General features: G+C 67.2%; 7 protein-coding genes and 1 pseudogene. 7 read left to right on the forward strand and 1 reads right to left on the reverse strand.

Annotated features, from left to right (window positions below; translation table 11 throughout):
• Nucleotides 1-599 precede the first annotated feature (599 nt).
• From VT03_RS13115 to VT03_RS13145, 7 genes and pseudogenes are all read left to right on the forward strand, one after another.
• Nucleotides 600-2,198 carry a sulfatase gene (locus VT03_RS13115; protein ID WP_075093386.1) on the forward strand — a complete coding sequence of 533 codons (1,599 nt, stop codon included), beginning with the start codon at nucleotides 600-602 and terminating at the stop codon, nucleotides 2,196-2,198.
• A 75-nt stretch (nucleotides 2,199-2,273) separates the two neighbouring features.
• A complete protein-coding gene (locus tag VT03_RS13120) occupies nucleotides 2,274-3,653 on the forward strand; it encodes an arylsulfatase B (RefSeq protein WP_082846175.1) in 1,380 nt (459 codons plus the stop codon).
• A gap of 823 nt (nucleotides 3,654-4,476) precedes the next feature.
• Entirely contained in the window at nucleotides 4,477-5,847 is a 1,371-nt protein-coding gene (locus VT03_RS13125; RefSeq protein WP_082846176.1) for an MFS transporter, read from the forward strand.
• Between the two features lie 476 nt (nucleotides 5,848-6,323).
• A pseudogene (locus tag VT03_RS13130) lies at nucleotides 6,324-7,649 on the forward strand (DmsC/YnfH family molybdoenzyme membrane anchor subunit); the annotation flags it as partial.
• Between the two features lie 53 nt (nucleotides 7,650-7,702).
• Nucleotides 7,703-9,934, forward strand: a complete 2,232-nt coding sequence (locus tag VT03_RS13135; protein ID WP_075093388.1) for a molybdopterin oxidoreductase family protein — start codon at nucleotides 7,703-7,705, stop codon at nucleotides 9,932-9,934.
• Between the two features lie 56 nt (nucleotides 9,935-9,990).
• Nucleotides 9,991-11,823, forward strand: coding sequence for a NirA family protein (locus VT03_RS13140; RefSeq protein ID WP_156514465.1), 1,833 nt, complete (start codon nucleotides 9,991-9,993; stop codon nucleotides 11,821-11,823).
• Between the two features lie 80 nt (nucleotides 11,824-11,903).
• Nucleotides 11,904-13,520 (forward strand): sulfite reductase subunit alpha, encoded by a 1,617-nt coding sequence (locus VT03_RS13145; RefSeq protein ID WP_075093390.1) that lies wholly within the window; start codon nucleotides 11,904-11,906, stop codon nucleotides 13,518-13,520.
• A 119-nt stretch (nucleotides 13,521-13,639) separates the two neighbouring features.
• On the opposite strand, the gene VT03_RS13150 is transcribed toward VT03_RS13145, so the two are convergent.
• Entirely contained in the window at nucleotides 13,640-15,040 is a 1,401-nt protein-coding gene (locus VT03_RS13150; RefSeq protein WP_075093391.1) for a DUF1501 domain-containing protein, read from the reverse strand.
• Between the last annotated feature and the right edge of the window lies 1 nt (nucleotide 15,041).

Genomic DNA, 15,041 nt, shown 5'->3' on the forward strand with positions numbered 1-15,041 from the left:
CTAAAGTCGTGATGGACGACTGGGTTCGGCGAAGTGAGATTTGAGTCCTCCGGATGTTTTCATCCGGGGGACTTTTTTTTGCGATGCCCGCTACCGACCGCGTCCTTGCCGACACGGCTCCCATAGCTCAAACCCGACGTGCCACGGCAGCCGGGGTCAAGGGGCCAGAAAACAACACAGGCCCCCTTGCCGCCGGAGGCACTCCTGCGAGGAACCGTGGTACACAACGGACGGCCGCTTTGTGGTACCAGCGTTGAGGACCCCTTCACACCAGACCGCTCGCTTCGCGCTCCCCGCGGCTTAGGTGAGGGGGCATCCGGCACGTTGTCCGCGCTTGGACACGGGCTCCTTCAGGCATCTCTCGACGAGAGGGCCTCCGGCGGGCAAAGGGCCAAAAAACATCACAGGCCCCCCTGCACCCCCTGACCAGGGTGCCCCTGGACCCCGTGCAGTTCCGCGCCATCGAACAGATGGACGTCGAGTCATTCGCCGCGCTGGCATTTTACTTCAACCAGAGATAGCTTCGCTTAAGACCGTCAGGGCAGGGCCCTCTTAAGAAAAGGACATGACCGTCCTTCGATGGTCCGCCGGAGAATCCTATGAAGCCGCTCACTGTCCTCCTGGCCCTGATCGCGTCGCTTCCATTCACCGCTCAGGCCGCGGACCCGCCCGCCCGGCCGAACTTCCTCTTCCTCTTCTCCGACGACCACGCGCAGCACGCCATCTCGGCCTACGGCTCCAAGGTCAACAGCACACCACACCTCGACCGGCTGGCCAACGAAGGAGCCCGCTTCACCAACTCCTTCGTCACCAACTCCATCTGCACCCCCAGCCGCGCCACCCTCCTCACCGGGCAATACTCACACAAAAACGGCGTCCCGGTCTTCAACCGCTTCGACGGCTCCCGCGACCACGTCGCCAAACACCTCCAGGCCGCCGGCTATCACACCGGCGTCGTCGGCAAGTGGCACCTCGGCTCCGACCCCACCGGCTTCGACCGCTGGATCGTCCTCCCCGGCCAGGGGGCCTACTGGAACCCGCAGTTCCTCGTCCCCGGCCACCGGCTCACCATCGAAGGACACTGCACCGAAATCACCGGCGAGCTGGGCATTGAGTTCCTCGAGACCCGCCCCAAGGACAAGCCGTTCTTCCTGATGCTCCACCAGAAGGCCCCCCACCGCGCCTGGGAGCCCGATGAACGGAACAAGGCGATCTTCAAGGACAAGGTCATCCCCGAGCCGGAAACCCTCTGGGACGACTACGCGACCCGTCCCGCCGCGCTCCCGGAGAACGAGCAGACCGTGGCCCGCGACCTCACCCGGCGGGACCTCAAGCTCGAGCCCCCCGCCGATCTCCAGACGCCCCAGCAGCGGAACATGTGGCTCAACGTGAAGCCGATGGAGGTCGTCGTCGACGGCAAGACCCTCAAGGGCCAGGAACTCGTCCGCTGGAAGTACCAGCGGTACATGCAGGACTACCTCGCCTGCGTCCAGGGGCTCGACGACAGCATCGGCAAGGTCCTCGACTATCTCGACCGGACCGGGCTTGCCGCCAACACCTACGTCTTCTATTCGGCAGACAACGGCTGGTACCTCGGCGATCTGGGCCTCTATGACAAGCGGTTCATGTACGAGCCGGGACTGCGGGTACCGCTCCTGATCCGCGGCCCGGGGATCCGCGCCGGGATCACGCCGGAGCAGTTCACGGCCAACATCGACCTCGCACCGACGTTCCTCGACCTCGCCGGCCTCCCGGTCCCGGACTTCATGCAGGGACGCAGCCTCGCCCCCCTCCTCAAGGGGGATGCGCCGGCCGACTGGCGGACCACGGTCTATTACCGCTACTACCACGACCCCGGCCACCACAACACCCGGGCGCACTATGGCGTCCGGACGGCGACGCACAAGCTGATCCACTACTGGAAGAAGGACGCCTACGAGCTGTTCGATCTCGCGGCCGATCCGACCGAACAGAAGAACCTGCTGTTCGGCGAGGGAGCCAGGTCTCCCGCGGTCGCGGCGAAGTTCGACGAGCTCAAGAAGGAGCTGGTCCGGCTGCAGCAGGAGTATCAGGACGACGGCCGCTATGCCGATCCCGAGACCTGGCCGAAGGGTGGCTCCGACGGCCCGTTCGAGGGGAAGCAGCCGATGGGCCTGCGAAGCGTCTCCCAGGCGATCGCCGCCTCGCGGGCCAAGTGACTCTCCGCCACTGACAGAGGGGCGGGCAGGCGAGCGGCCGCGGTCATCAAAGGTCACGGAAACCGGAGGAGCGAGATGCGATCCTGTCTGGCGTGGTCCGCGGCGCTGTTCCTGATGAGTCTGGCCGGCTGCCTGTCGGCTGCGGATCCGGCGGCTCCCGCGCGGCCGAACATCCTGCTCATCGTGGCGGACGATCTCGGCTGGAGCGACGTCGGCTGGCACGGCGGGTTCTCGAAGACGCCGCGGATGGACGCCCTCGTCCGGGAGGGGATCGAGCTGGACCAGCACTACGTCCAGCCGGTCTGCACGCCGACCCGGACCGCGCTCCTCAGCGGGCGTTACCCGGGGCGGTTCGGTCCGCAGGCGTTGGCTCCCAGCAACCTGCGGGCGATGCCGCTCGGAACCGTGACCCTGGCCGCGGCTCTCAAGTCGCTCGGATACGCCACCTTTCAGGCGGGGAAGTGGCACCTCGGAGGACGGCCGGAGTGGGGGCCGAACGCCTACGGCTTCGACCACGGCTACGGCACCCTGACCGGGGCGGCGGATCCCTGGACGCACAAGTACCGGGCCGGACATCCGTACGAAGACACGTGGCATCGCGACGGCCGCCTGTTCCGCGAGGAGGGGAACGCGACGGAGCTGATTGCCGCGGAGGCGGTGCGGCGGATCGAGGAGAGGCGCGGCCCCTGGTTCCTCTACGTTCCGTTCCACGCAGTCCATACTCCGGTCGACGCGCCCGACGAGTTCAAGCGGCTCTATGACGGCGTGCGGTTCGATCCGGACCCGGCGAAGCACGATTCACGGCTGCGGATGGCGGCGATGGTCTCGCAGCTCGACGCGAAGATCGGGTCCCTGGTCGACGCCCTGGAGCGGACCGGGCAGCGGGACAACACGCTCATCGTCTTCACGAGTGACAACGGCGGGATCGAGTCGCTCAAGAACGCCTACGCCGGCAAAGTCGGGGACTCGCCGCTCAACAGCGAGAACGACCCTCTCCGGGGGCAGAAGAACACGCTCTTCGAGGGAGGGATCCGGGTCTGCGCGTTTGCCAACTGGCCGGGACGTCTCAAGCCGGGCCGCGCGACCGCGCCGATGCATGCGGTCGACTGGTTCCCGACGCTCGCCGGGCTCGTCGGCTATGTCCCGCCGAATGACCTTCGCTGGGACGGGATCGACCAGTGGCCGATGCTGACGGGACAGACGATGAAGGCGGAGCCCCGGACGCTCTACATCGCCATGCAGAACGGCAACGCCGCGCTGCGGTATGGCGACTGGAAGCTGATTGCCCAGGGGCGGAAGTCACTGCTGTTTGATCTCGGGAAGGATCCGTACGAGACGCGGGACGTGGCGGCGGAGCATTCCGAGGTTGTGGAGGATCTGACGGAGCGGCTGAAGGGGCAAAGGGCCCTGGACAATCCGGTGTTGCCGGAGGATCTGAAAGGTCTTCCGCACTAGATCGGATCGCCGGCTGGCTCGAACCCGCGTCCTGGCCGGACGGACGTCCATAGCTCAAACCCAACATGCCACGGCCGCTGGGGTCAAGGGGCCAGAAAACGACACAGGCCCCCTTGCCGCCGGAGGCACTCCTGTGAGGAACCGTGGTGAGCAACGGATGTCCGCTTTGTGGAACCACCGTTGAGGACTCCCTCACATCAGATCGCTCGCATTGGAATCCCCGCGGGTTGATGTGGGGGCATCCGGCACGGTGCCCGCGTTTGGACACTCACTCCTTCAGACATCTCCCGACGAGAGGGCCTCCGGCGGGCAAGGGGCATTCTGCCCCCTGCACCCCCTGACCAGGGTTCCCCTGGACCCGGTCCGGAACGTCAAATCCGAGTCGGTTACGGGCTTCTCAGCTTGCCCGCGCCGTGGGCAGATGTGCCTCAATGTCCGGCGATCAGGACCTCGAACCGCCGTTCCGGACACACCCGACTGATCGGTTAGCCGAACAAATCACCCCCTCCCCGGACAGGCGGCACCCACGCTGCTTTTTCCCCTTCCGCCCGACGCGGATGGGATCCCCCACGGACCTGTTCACGGTCGAGCAGCCTGTGGCGAAGGGCGTCCGCCCCGAACCGGTTCGAGCAGAACTTCGGCCCCCGGCCGGCAGGGACGAACGATTTCGGTTCGCCGAACAACTGACGGCCGCACCGGAAAAGACTGTGGAATCGACGATGTCGTCCGCGTAACGTTCGCCCCCGCTCGCCCGCCCGCTGGTCGCTCGCCAGCGTTTTGCTCGCTTCAGGCACCCGTTCTCTTTGCTCTCGGTGGAGCTGCCATGCAGGTCTCGGGGAAAGCTACGCGCATCCGTCTTCTGGATTTCCACACCCCGCAGATGCGGGCGTTCCACATGACGTGGTTCGCGTTCTTCCTCTGCTTCTTCGCCTGGTTCGGGATCGCCCCCCTCATGCCGATCGTCCGGCAGGAGCTGTCGCTCACCAAGGACCAGATCGGCTGGTGCATCATCGCCTCCGTGGCGATCACCGTCTTCGCCCGCCTGTTCATCGGCTGGCTCTGCGACCGGATCGGACCCCGCCTCTGCTACACGGGGCTCCTGCTCGTGGCATCGCTCCCCGTCATGGGAATCGGCTTCGCCCACGACTACACGACGTTCCTCCTGTTCCGCGTCGCCATCGGGGCGATCGGAGCCTCGTTCGTCATCACGCAGTACCACACCTCGCTGATGTTCGCCCCCAACTGCGTCGGGACCGCTAACGCCACAACCGCCGGGTGGGGGAACGTCGGCGGCGGAGTGACGCAGGTCGTCACGCCGGCGCTCTACGCCCTCTTTCTCACGACGCTCGGCCTCAGCACCGCCGCCAGCTGGCGGGCCAGCATGTTCGTGGCCGGCCTCGTCTGTGCCCTGACCGGCATCCTCTACTACTTCTTCACGCAGGACACGCCGGAAGGAAACTTCAGCGACCTGCGGAAAGCAGGCGTGATCCCCGCCAGCAAGAACTCCAAGGGGGGCTTCCTGGAAGCCTGTCGCGATCCGCGGGTCTGGGCCCTGTTTGTGCTCTACGGCGCCTGCTTCGGCGTCGAGCTGACGATCAACAACGTCGCCGCCCTCTACTTCGTCGACTACTTCGACTACTTCCGGTCAATGGACAGCACGAAGGCGATGGGAACCGCGGGACTCATCGCCGGCTCGTTCGGGATGATGTGCCTCTTCGCCCGGACCCTCGGCGGCTACTACGGAGACAAGTTCGGCCTGCGGTATGGCCTCGGCGGCCGGACCAGGTGGCTGTTCGCCGTCGTCTTCTGCGAAGGACTCTCGCTGATTCTCTTCTCCCGCGTCACCTCGCTGGCCCTCGCCGTCCCGATGCTGATGTTCTTCAGCTTCTTCGTCCAGATGTCGACGGGCGCGACCTTTGCAGTCGTCCCGTTCATCAACCGACGGGCGCTCGGGTCGGTGTCGGGGATCGTCGGAGCCGGCGGAAACGTCGGGGCGGTCGCCGCAGGGTTCCTGTTCAAGACGTCGGCCATCACCTGGCCGACCGCGCTCCTGATCCTGGGGATCGTCGTGACGGTGTCCGCCTTCTCGGCCCTCGCGATCCGGTTCTCCGCGGAAACCGAAGACACCCTCCAGCCGGCGGCCGAGCCCGCCGCGAGCGACCGGCCGGCGACGGTCGTCCCGGTCGGCGCCTGATCCGGTCCTGAGTTCCACCGGCCCGCCTGGGGGCACGCTCCCCTCCCACCGGACCGGCCCCTTCCCTCCCTGAGTTCGCAAACCGACGGTTCCCATCTGTGAGCGAGATTGCCCTTCCCCACCGACCTCTGACGCTGCAGGACTGCTGCGACGGTCTGCCCTCCGCAGCGGTGGGGAACGACGGGGCGTCGCTGGTGAGCCTGCTCCTGCGGCAGCAGCAGCAGCTCAGCGCAGTCGAAGAGTTCTCGCGGGTCCACGAAGAGCACGCTCTCCCGGCCCAGGCGAAGTACTACTCCCGCCTCCTCCCCGCCGCGCCTCCGGGACCGGGCCAGCAGTACGCCTTCGAGGTCGATCTCGACCGCTGCTCTGGCTGCAAGGCGTGCGTCACCGCCTGCCACGCCCTCAACGGCCTCGATGACAAGGAGACCTGGCGCGACGTCGGGCTCATGATCGGCGGGACCGAGACGCATCCGGTGATGCAGCACGTCACCGCCGCCTGCCACCACTGCGTCGAGCCGGGCTGCATGAGCGCCTGCCCGGTCGACGCCTACGAGAAGGACCCGGTCACCGGAATCGTCCGCCACCTCGACGACCAGTGCTTCGGCTGCCAGTACTGCACGCTCGCCTGCCCGTACGACGTCCCCAAGTACCACTCGGGAAAAGGGATCGTCCGGAAGTGCGACATGTGTTCCAGCCGGCTCAGTAACGGGGAAGCCCCGGCCTGCGTCCAGTCCTGCCCGCACGAGGCGATCGCGATCCGCATCGTCGACGTCGCGACGGTCATCGAGAACGCCGAGGTGGACGACTTCCTCCCCGGCGCTCCCGAGCCGCACCTCACCTACCCGACCACGACCTACAAGTCCCGCCGCGTCTTCCCCCGCAATCTGCTCCCGGCGGACTACTACTCGATCTCCCCGCAGCACCCGCACTGGCCGCTGGTCCTGATGCTGGTCCTGACGCAGCTCTCGGTCGGGGCCTTCGCGACCGGCTGCCTCATCGAACAGAACGTCGCGCCGCACCTCGTGCCGCTCTTCCGCCCGTTCCACGCCACGATCGCCCTGGCGATGGGCCTCCTGGCCCTCGGGGCGAGCACGCTGCACCTCGGCCGTCCGCAGTACGCCTTCCGCGGGATCATCGGCCTGCGGCACTCCTGGCTCAGCCGCGAGATCCTCGCCTTCGGACTCTTCGCCGGCGTCGCCGTCCCCTACGCCGCCCTCTGCTGGGCCGGCTCCTGGCCGGACCTCGCCGCGCACCCCTGGATCCAGCCGTTCCTGCCGTACGTGTCGCATCTCGGCTGGGGGGTCGCGGCTCTCGGAGCGGTGGGGGTCTTCTGCTCCGCGATGATCTACGTCTTCACGAAGCGTGAGTTCTGGAACCTGGAACGGACGCTGACCCGCTTCGGCCTCACGTCGGCGGTCCTGGGGATCGCCACCCTCTGGACGACGATCGCCCTGATGGACGCCCTCCTCGGCAACACGACGAGCCGGGCCCTCGCCGACGCCCTCACGATCCCGCTCGCCCGGGCCCTCGTCCTGGCCTCGTCGGTGAAGGTCGCCTTCGACCTGCTGCTCCTCCGGCATCTGATGAGCTTCCGCAACTCGCCGATGAAGCGGTCGGCACTCCTCGTGATCCGCCCCCTGGCTTCGATCTCCGCGGTCCGGCTGGTCGCCGGGTTCGCGGCCGGCATCCTGCTGCCGCTGTGGATCCTCGGCCGCCTGGGCAATCCGCAGTCCGCTCCGTCCCACCTCATCCCGGTCCTGTTCGTCTGGGCCGGGTGCGTCGTCGCGGAACTGGCCGAGCGGTACCTGTTCTTCGCCGCCGTCTCCGCCCCCCGCATGCCGGGAGGGGTCCGATCATGAACCAGCTCGTCGAGCGGATCGCCGATCTCCCGATTCTCTCCCTCCTGCACCAGCGGGACGGACGGCTGACCCGCGAACTCCTCCAGCACCCGACCGGCTACGGCCTCGGCCAGCTTCCCGACGCCGTCCGCCCGAACGCGACGACCAACATGGTCTGCGGGTTCTGCTCCACCGGCTGCGGACTGCGGATTCACCTGCAGGATGGCGAGGCGGTCAGCCTCTCGCCGCTCACGAGCTATCCCGTGAACCTCGGGATGGCCTGCCCGAAGGGGTGGGAAGCCCTCTCGGTTCTCGACGCTCCGGACCGCGCCACAACGCCGCTTCTCAAGAACACCCGCGACCAGCTCGAGCCGGTGAGCTGGGACACCGCCCTCCAGACCTTCACCGGACGGATGAAGGCGATCCAGGCCAAGCACGGTCCGCACTCGGTCGCCTTCCTCAGCACCGGCCAGATCCCCACCGAGGAGATGGCCTACCTGGGAGCCCTGGCCAAGTTCGGCATGGGGATGCTCCACGGCGACGGTAACACGCGGCAGTGCATGGCGACCTCCGTCGTCGCCTACAAGCAGGCGTTCGGCTTCGACGCCCCTCCCTACACGTATGCGGACTTCGAGGAGTCCGACGCCCTCGTCTTCGCCGGCAGCAACCCCTGCATCGCCCACCCGATCATGTGGGAGCGGGTCATGCGGAACCGCCGCTCGCCGGAGATCGTCGTCATCGATCCCCGGATGACCGAGACGGCGATGTACGCCACGCAGCACCTCGCCATCAAACCGAAGTCCGACCAGGCGCTGTTCTACGGCGCGGCCCGGATCCTGTTCGAAAAGGGCTGGGTCGACCGGAAGTTCATCGAAGTCTCGACCGAAGGGATCGAGGCCTTCGAAGCGTTCGTCGCGCCCTTCGACCTCCCGCGGGTCGTCGCCGAGACCGGCCTCAAGGCGGAGCAGATCGAGCGGTTCGCCGAGACGATCCACGACCGCGAGCGGGTCTCGTTCTGGTGGACCATGGGGGTCAACCAGAGCTACCAGGGAGTCCGGACCGCCCAGGCGATCATCAACCTGGCGCTGATGACCGGGAACATCGGCCGGCCGGGGACCGGGGCGAACTCGATCACCGGCCAGTGCAACGCGATGGGCTCGCGGCTGTTCAGCAACACCACGAACCTCCTCGGCGGCCACGACTTCGCCAACGCCGCCCACCGCGAGAAGGTCGCCGGAATCCTGGGGATCGACGCCGCCCGCATCCCCAGCGAAGGGAGCTGGTCCTACAACGAGATCATGGAAGGGATCCTGCGGGACCGGATCAAGGGGCTGTGGGTCGTCTGCACCAACACGGCCCACTCCTGGATCAACCAGGGCTTTGCCCGCGAGATGCTCGAGCGGCTCGACTTCCTGGTCGTGCAGGACATGTACCACACGACCGAGACCGCCCGGATGGCGGACCTCGTCCTCCCCGCCGCGGGCTGGGGGGAGAAGGAAGGGACCTTCATCAACTCCGAGCGGCGGTTCGGCGTCCTCAAGAAGGTCCGCCGCGCCCCGGGAGAAGCCCTCGCCGACTTCCATATCTTCCAACTCATCGCCCACTACTGGGGCTGCGCGGACCTGTTCACCCGCTGGACCTCGCCCGCCGCGGTCTTCGAGATCATGAAGGCCTGCTCCCGCGGGCAGCCGTGCGACTTCAGCGGGATGCAGGACTACCGCTGGATCGACGAGCGGGGGGGCGTCCAGTGGCCCTGTCCCGCCGCTGACTCCGGCGCAGCTCCCGATCCGACCCAGGAGCGGCGGCTGTTCGAAGACGGCCGGTTCTATACGCCGTCGGGCCGCGCGAAGTTGCTATTCGAAGAGCCCCGGCCGATGCCGGAGCCGCCGACCGCCGCCTATCCCTACATCCTCCTGACCGGCCGAGGCACCGCCTCCCAGTGGCACACCCAGACCCGGACTGCCAAGTCGGCCGTGCTGCGGAAGCTCTACCCGGAGCAGGCGTTCGTCGAGATCAATCCGGCCGACGCCCGTGGGCTCAATGTCCGTCCCAACGAGTGGGTCACGGTCGAGTCGCAGCGGGGACGGATGCAGGCGATGGCGGTCCTGACACCGGCGGTCCAGCGGGGACAGGTCTTCATCCCGATGCACTACGAAGAGACGAACCAGCTCACGGACGCGGTGTTCGATCCCTACTCCAAGCAGCCCTCCTACAAGGCGTGCGCGGTACGGATCGTCCGCCGCCCCTGACCTGAGTCCCGCGCCTCCTTCCCACACACGTTTTCCTGTTTCCAGCGGTGACCGACATGTCGACCAGCAACGGATTCACCGAAGCCCAGAAGACCTACCTCCAGGGCTTCGCCATGGGGGCGGACGTCGCCCGCAAGGTCCGCGGCCTGCCGATCCTTTCCAACGGCGGCGGTGCCCCGGCCGGCGCCGCGATCCAGCTCGGCCCCCAGGGAGCCCAGGTCCTCGACGGCCCCGCGGCCCCCGCCAACCTCGAGCGGCAGGCCCAGGACCGGTTCCTTGCCCAGGGGAAGAAACTCAGCAAAGAGGAGCAGGCCAAGCGGGACAAGAACGCCCTCGGCATCTGGAACGAGATGAAGCAGTCGGCCCGCGAAGGGGTGTTCCCGAAGGGGACCGACGTCTTCCTGTGGAAGTTCCACGGCCTGTTCTACGTTGCCCCCGCGCAGGACTCGTTCATGTGCCGGCTCCGGATCCCCGGCGGCGAGCTCAAGGGGTGGCAGCTCCGCGGGATCGCCGACTTGGCGGAAGAGCACGCCGGCGGGTTCATCGACGTCACGACCCGCGCCAACCTCCAGATCCGCGAGATCCCGGCCGACCGGGGCTGCGCGGTCCACGAGGGGCTGTGCGACCTGGGGATCATCAACAAGGGTTCCGGGGCGGACAACATCCGGAACGTCACCTCCTCGGCGACCGCGGGCTTCGATCCCGACGAGCTGATCGACACGCTGCCGCTGGCCAAGGAGATGCACCACCACATCCTGAACCACCGCGAACTGTTCGGCCTGCCGCGGAAGTTCAACATCAGCTTCGAAGGGGGCGGGGCGATCGCGACCCTCGAAGACACGAACGACATCGGTTTCCAGGCGGTCCGCGTCCCCGCCGACCGGGCGTCGGTCGACCTGCCCGAAGGGATCTACTTCCGTCTTACGCTCGGGGGGATCACGGGGCACAAGGACTTCGCCCGCGACACCGGCGTCCTGCTCAGTCCGGAGGAGTGCGTCGGCGTGGCCCACGCCATCCTCCGGGTCTTCATCGACCACGGCGACCGGACCGACCGTCACAAGGCCCGCCTCAAGTACGTCCTCGACGCCTGGGGTTTCCCGAAGTTCATCGAAGCGGTCGAACAGCAGCTCGGCCGCCCGCTCCGGAAGGTCGAGGCGAACCGCTACGAACTGCCCGCGGTTCCCGACCGCTGGGCCCATGTCGGCGTCCATCGCCAGAAGCAGGAGGGGCGGTCGTACGTCGGCCTCGTGCTTCCGGTCGGCCGCCTGACCTGCGAGCAGGCGCGGGCCGTCGCCTCGATCGCCGACCGCTACGGCTCGGGCCGCCTCCGCCTCACCGTCTGGCAGAATCTTCTGATCCCGGACGTCCGGGACGCGGACGTCGAGACGGTCAAGCGGGAGATCGAAACGCTCGGATTGGAGTGGAGCGGGTCTTCGTTCCGCGCGGGGCTCGTCGCCTGCACCGGCAACGCCGGCTGCAAGTTCGCCGCTTCGAACACCAAGAGCCAGGCGATGCAGCTCGCCAGCTATCTCGAAGAGCGGTTCGACCTCGACGTCCCGATCAACATCCACCTCACCGGCTGCCCCAACAGCTGCGCCCAGCACTTCATCGGCGACATCGGCTTCCGCGGGACGAAGGTCGAAGTCGGCGAAGAGATGGTCGAGGGATACGAGATCGTGGTCGGCGGGGGATACGCGGACAAACAGAGCGTCGCCCGGCAGCTCTTCCCGCAGGTCCCCTTCGAAGAGATCCCGCCGATCGTCGAGCGGCTGATCGCCTCCTACCTCGACGGCCGGGAAGGGAAGGAGTCGTTCTCCGACTTCGCCAATCGCCAGCCGATCGAGCGCCTCCGCAGCGTGGCCACCAGTTCCATCGCCGTCGCCGGCTGAATCGTCCCGTTGCTGTTCCGACTTCTGTTCACGCCGTCCGTCCTCCCCGATTCCGCGACCGTCCTCCATCAGGTGTCGTCATGGCTCCTCAATACTCCCTGATTCCTGAATCGGCCCCCTTCAACGAAGAGCAGCGGGCGTGGCTCAACGGGTTCCTCGCCGGCTGGATGGGGCTGCAGGAGAGCGGAGGGGCGGGCGCCGCGGTGTCGGCGGCCTCGGTCGCGACGGCGCTCCTCGATGGCCCGGCCGCCGGAGAAGCGAAGGCCGCGGAAGCGGAGGAAGATTTCCCCTGGCACGATTCGTCGATCGTGCTCGACGAACGGCTCCGTCTCGCCGACGGCCGGCCGCTCCAGCGGCGGCTGATGGCCGCGATGGCCCAGCTCAACTGCGGCTCCTGCGGCTACGACTGCCGCCGCTACGCCGAAGCGATCGTCTCGGGCGAAGAGAAGAGCCTCAAGCTCTGCTCCCCCGGCGGGAAAGAGACCGCCAAGGCCCTCAAGGAACTCGTGGCCCTCGACCTGGGGGGCGGAGCCGACGCCGCGGCGAAGGGGGCTGCCAAGCCCGCCGCTCCGGCCGAGAAGACCTGGTCGCGGACGAATCCGTTCCCGGCCCGCATCCTCGCGATCCACAATCTCAACGGTGAAGCCTCGGCCAAGTACACGTCCCACGTCGAGATCGACCTCTCGGCGGGGGACCTCACCTACGAAGTCGGCGACGCCCTCGGGGTCTACCCGACGAACTGCGACGCGCTGGTCCAGGAGCTAATCGCCCGCATCGGCGGCGCGGCGGACGAGCCGCTGACCGTCGACGGCCGCGTGGTCCCGCTGGCTGAGGCGCTGCGGAACCACTTCTGTCTCGCCGATATCAGCGACGACCTTCTCGCACTCCTGACGGAACGGGCCACTGACCCCGCGGAGGTGGCGCTCCTCCGCGGCTGTCAGGAGGATGCCGAGCCGATCGACGGCTGGGACGTCCTGGAGCTTCTCAAGCATTTTCCCTCGGCCTCGATCACGCCGGCCGAACTGGCGAACGCACTCGCGCCGATGCGGCCTCGCCTCTACTCGATCAGCAGTTCGCTCAAGGCTCATCCGGGGCAGGTCCACCTGACGGTTGGACGGGTCTCGTGGACGTTCCGCGAGCGGGGCCGCAAAGGGGTGGCGTCGACGATGTTCGCGGACCGCCTGAAGCCGGGGGACAGCGTCCGGGTCTTTGTCCACAAGGCGCACGGCTTCTCGGTCCCGGCGGACGCTGACCGCCCGATGATCATGATCGGCCCCGGCACCGGGATCGCTCCGTTCCGGGCGTTCCTGCAGGAGCGGAAGGCCGCGGGCGCGACGGGGAAGAACTGGCTCTTCTTCGGCGACCAGCAGGCGGCGACCGACTTCCTCTACCGCGAGGAGCTTCACGGTCTCCAGCAGGCGGGGGTCCTGACGCGGCTCGATGTCGCCTTCAGCCGCGACCAGGCGGAGAAGATTTACGTCCAGACCCGGATGCTGGAGCAGGGGGAGGCGTTCTGGCAGTGGCTCGACGAAGGGGGCCACGTCTACGTCTGTGGAGATGCGAAGCGGATGGCGGTCGATGTCGACAAGGCCTTGAGGCAGATCGTGCAGAAGTTTGGCAATCTCTCTGCCGCGGATGCCGATGCCTATGTCGCCCGGATGGCGAGTGAGAAGCGGTATTGCCGGGACGTCTACTGAGCCAGCCGACCCTCTCCTCTCTTCATCTGTGTTTATCTGTGTTCATCTGTGGCTGAATAGTTCTTTTTTGCCACAGATAAACACAGATGGACACAGATAAAGGCAAAGGCCTGCCAAGGTCAGGCCACGATGTCGTGAACGACACGGCCGTCGACATCCGTCAGCCGATAGTCTCGGCCCGCATGCCGATACGTCAGCCGCTCATGATCAAGCCCCAAGAGGTGCAGGATCGTGGCATGGAAGTCATGAACATGCACCTTCTTCTCACCGACCGCCACACCATAGTCGTCCGACGAACCGTAGGTCATTCCCCCCTTGACCCCACCTCCCGCCATCCAGGACGAAAACACCTGATGGTGATGCTCGCGCCCCTTGGCCTCGGCGCTGACGTTGTAAGGGGTCCGGCCGAACTCCGTCGTCCAGACGACCAGAGTCCGCTCCAGAAGACCTGACCGCTTGAGGTCGGTCAGCAATCCCGCGATCGGCTGATCGATCGCCTGAGCCAGCGGGCCGTGCGCCGCCATGTCGCCGTGCGAGTCCCAGTTGGCCGCCGACCCCGAGCCGGTATCGATCAGCTCAATGAACCGCACCCCCCGCTCGACCAGCCGCCGGGCGACGAGACACTGCCAGCCGAACCCGGACGTCGCCCCGCGCTGGAGCCCGTAGAGCGCGAGCGTCGCCTCGGTCTCCTGCGAGATGTTGAAAGCGTCTGGCGCCTCGCGCTGCATCCCGAAGGCGGTCTCGAACGAGCGGATCCGGGCTTCGAGTGCCTGATCGGCGGCGCGAGCCTCCTGATGCCCGCGGTTGAGCTCCGCCAGCAGGTCGAGCTCCATCCGCTGCAGCGACTCCGAAGGGGCGAGCGGCGCAAGGTTCGGCAGCGGCTCATTGCCCGGCAGGACGTGCGTCCCCTGGTGGCAGCCGGGGAGGAAATCGCTCCCCCAGGTCTGAGCCCCGGCGTAGGGGGCGGCGGGGGCGAGCACCATGAATGAGGGGAGGTTCCGGTTCTCGGTCCCCAGGCCGTAACTGACCCAGGCCCCGATGCTCGGCCGGGCGAAGTTGAACGAGCCGGTGTGCATCCCCATCGTGGCTTTGTCGTGCCCGGTGTGGTCGCCGGAAACGGAGTTCAGGATGCAGACGTCATCGATCACGCCGCCGATCTGTGGAAACAGATCGCTGACCGGCACGCCGCTCTCGCCGCGAAGGCGGAACTCCCAGTTCGGCCGCTTCAGGAACCGCGGGAACTCCCCTTTCTTCCCCTGCCAGTTGTCGACCGTGATCGTCTTCCCGTGATCGGCAAAGAGCTTCGGCTTGTAGTCGAAGCTGTCGACGTGCGAGGCCCCGCCGGTCGAGAACAGGAAGATCACGTTCTCGGCCCGGGCCGGAAAGTGCGCCGGCCGCGGCGCGAGCGGATCGGAAGCCGCCGCATGGGCCTCTCCTGTCTCGGTGAGGAGCCCAGCCAAGGCAATGGAACCGAAGCCGCCGGCGGCGCGAGTCAAAAGTTCTCGGCGGGACAGGGACATG

Origin of the sequence: Planctomyces sp. SH-PL14 (assembly GCF_001610835.1) — a bacterium.
Classification (GTDB): domain Bacteria; phylum Planctomycetota; class Planctomycetia; order Planctomycetales; family Planctomycetaceae; genus Planctomyces_A.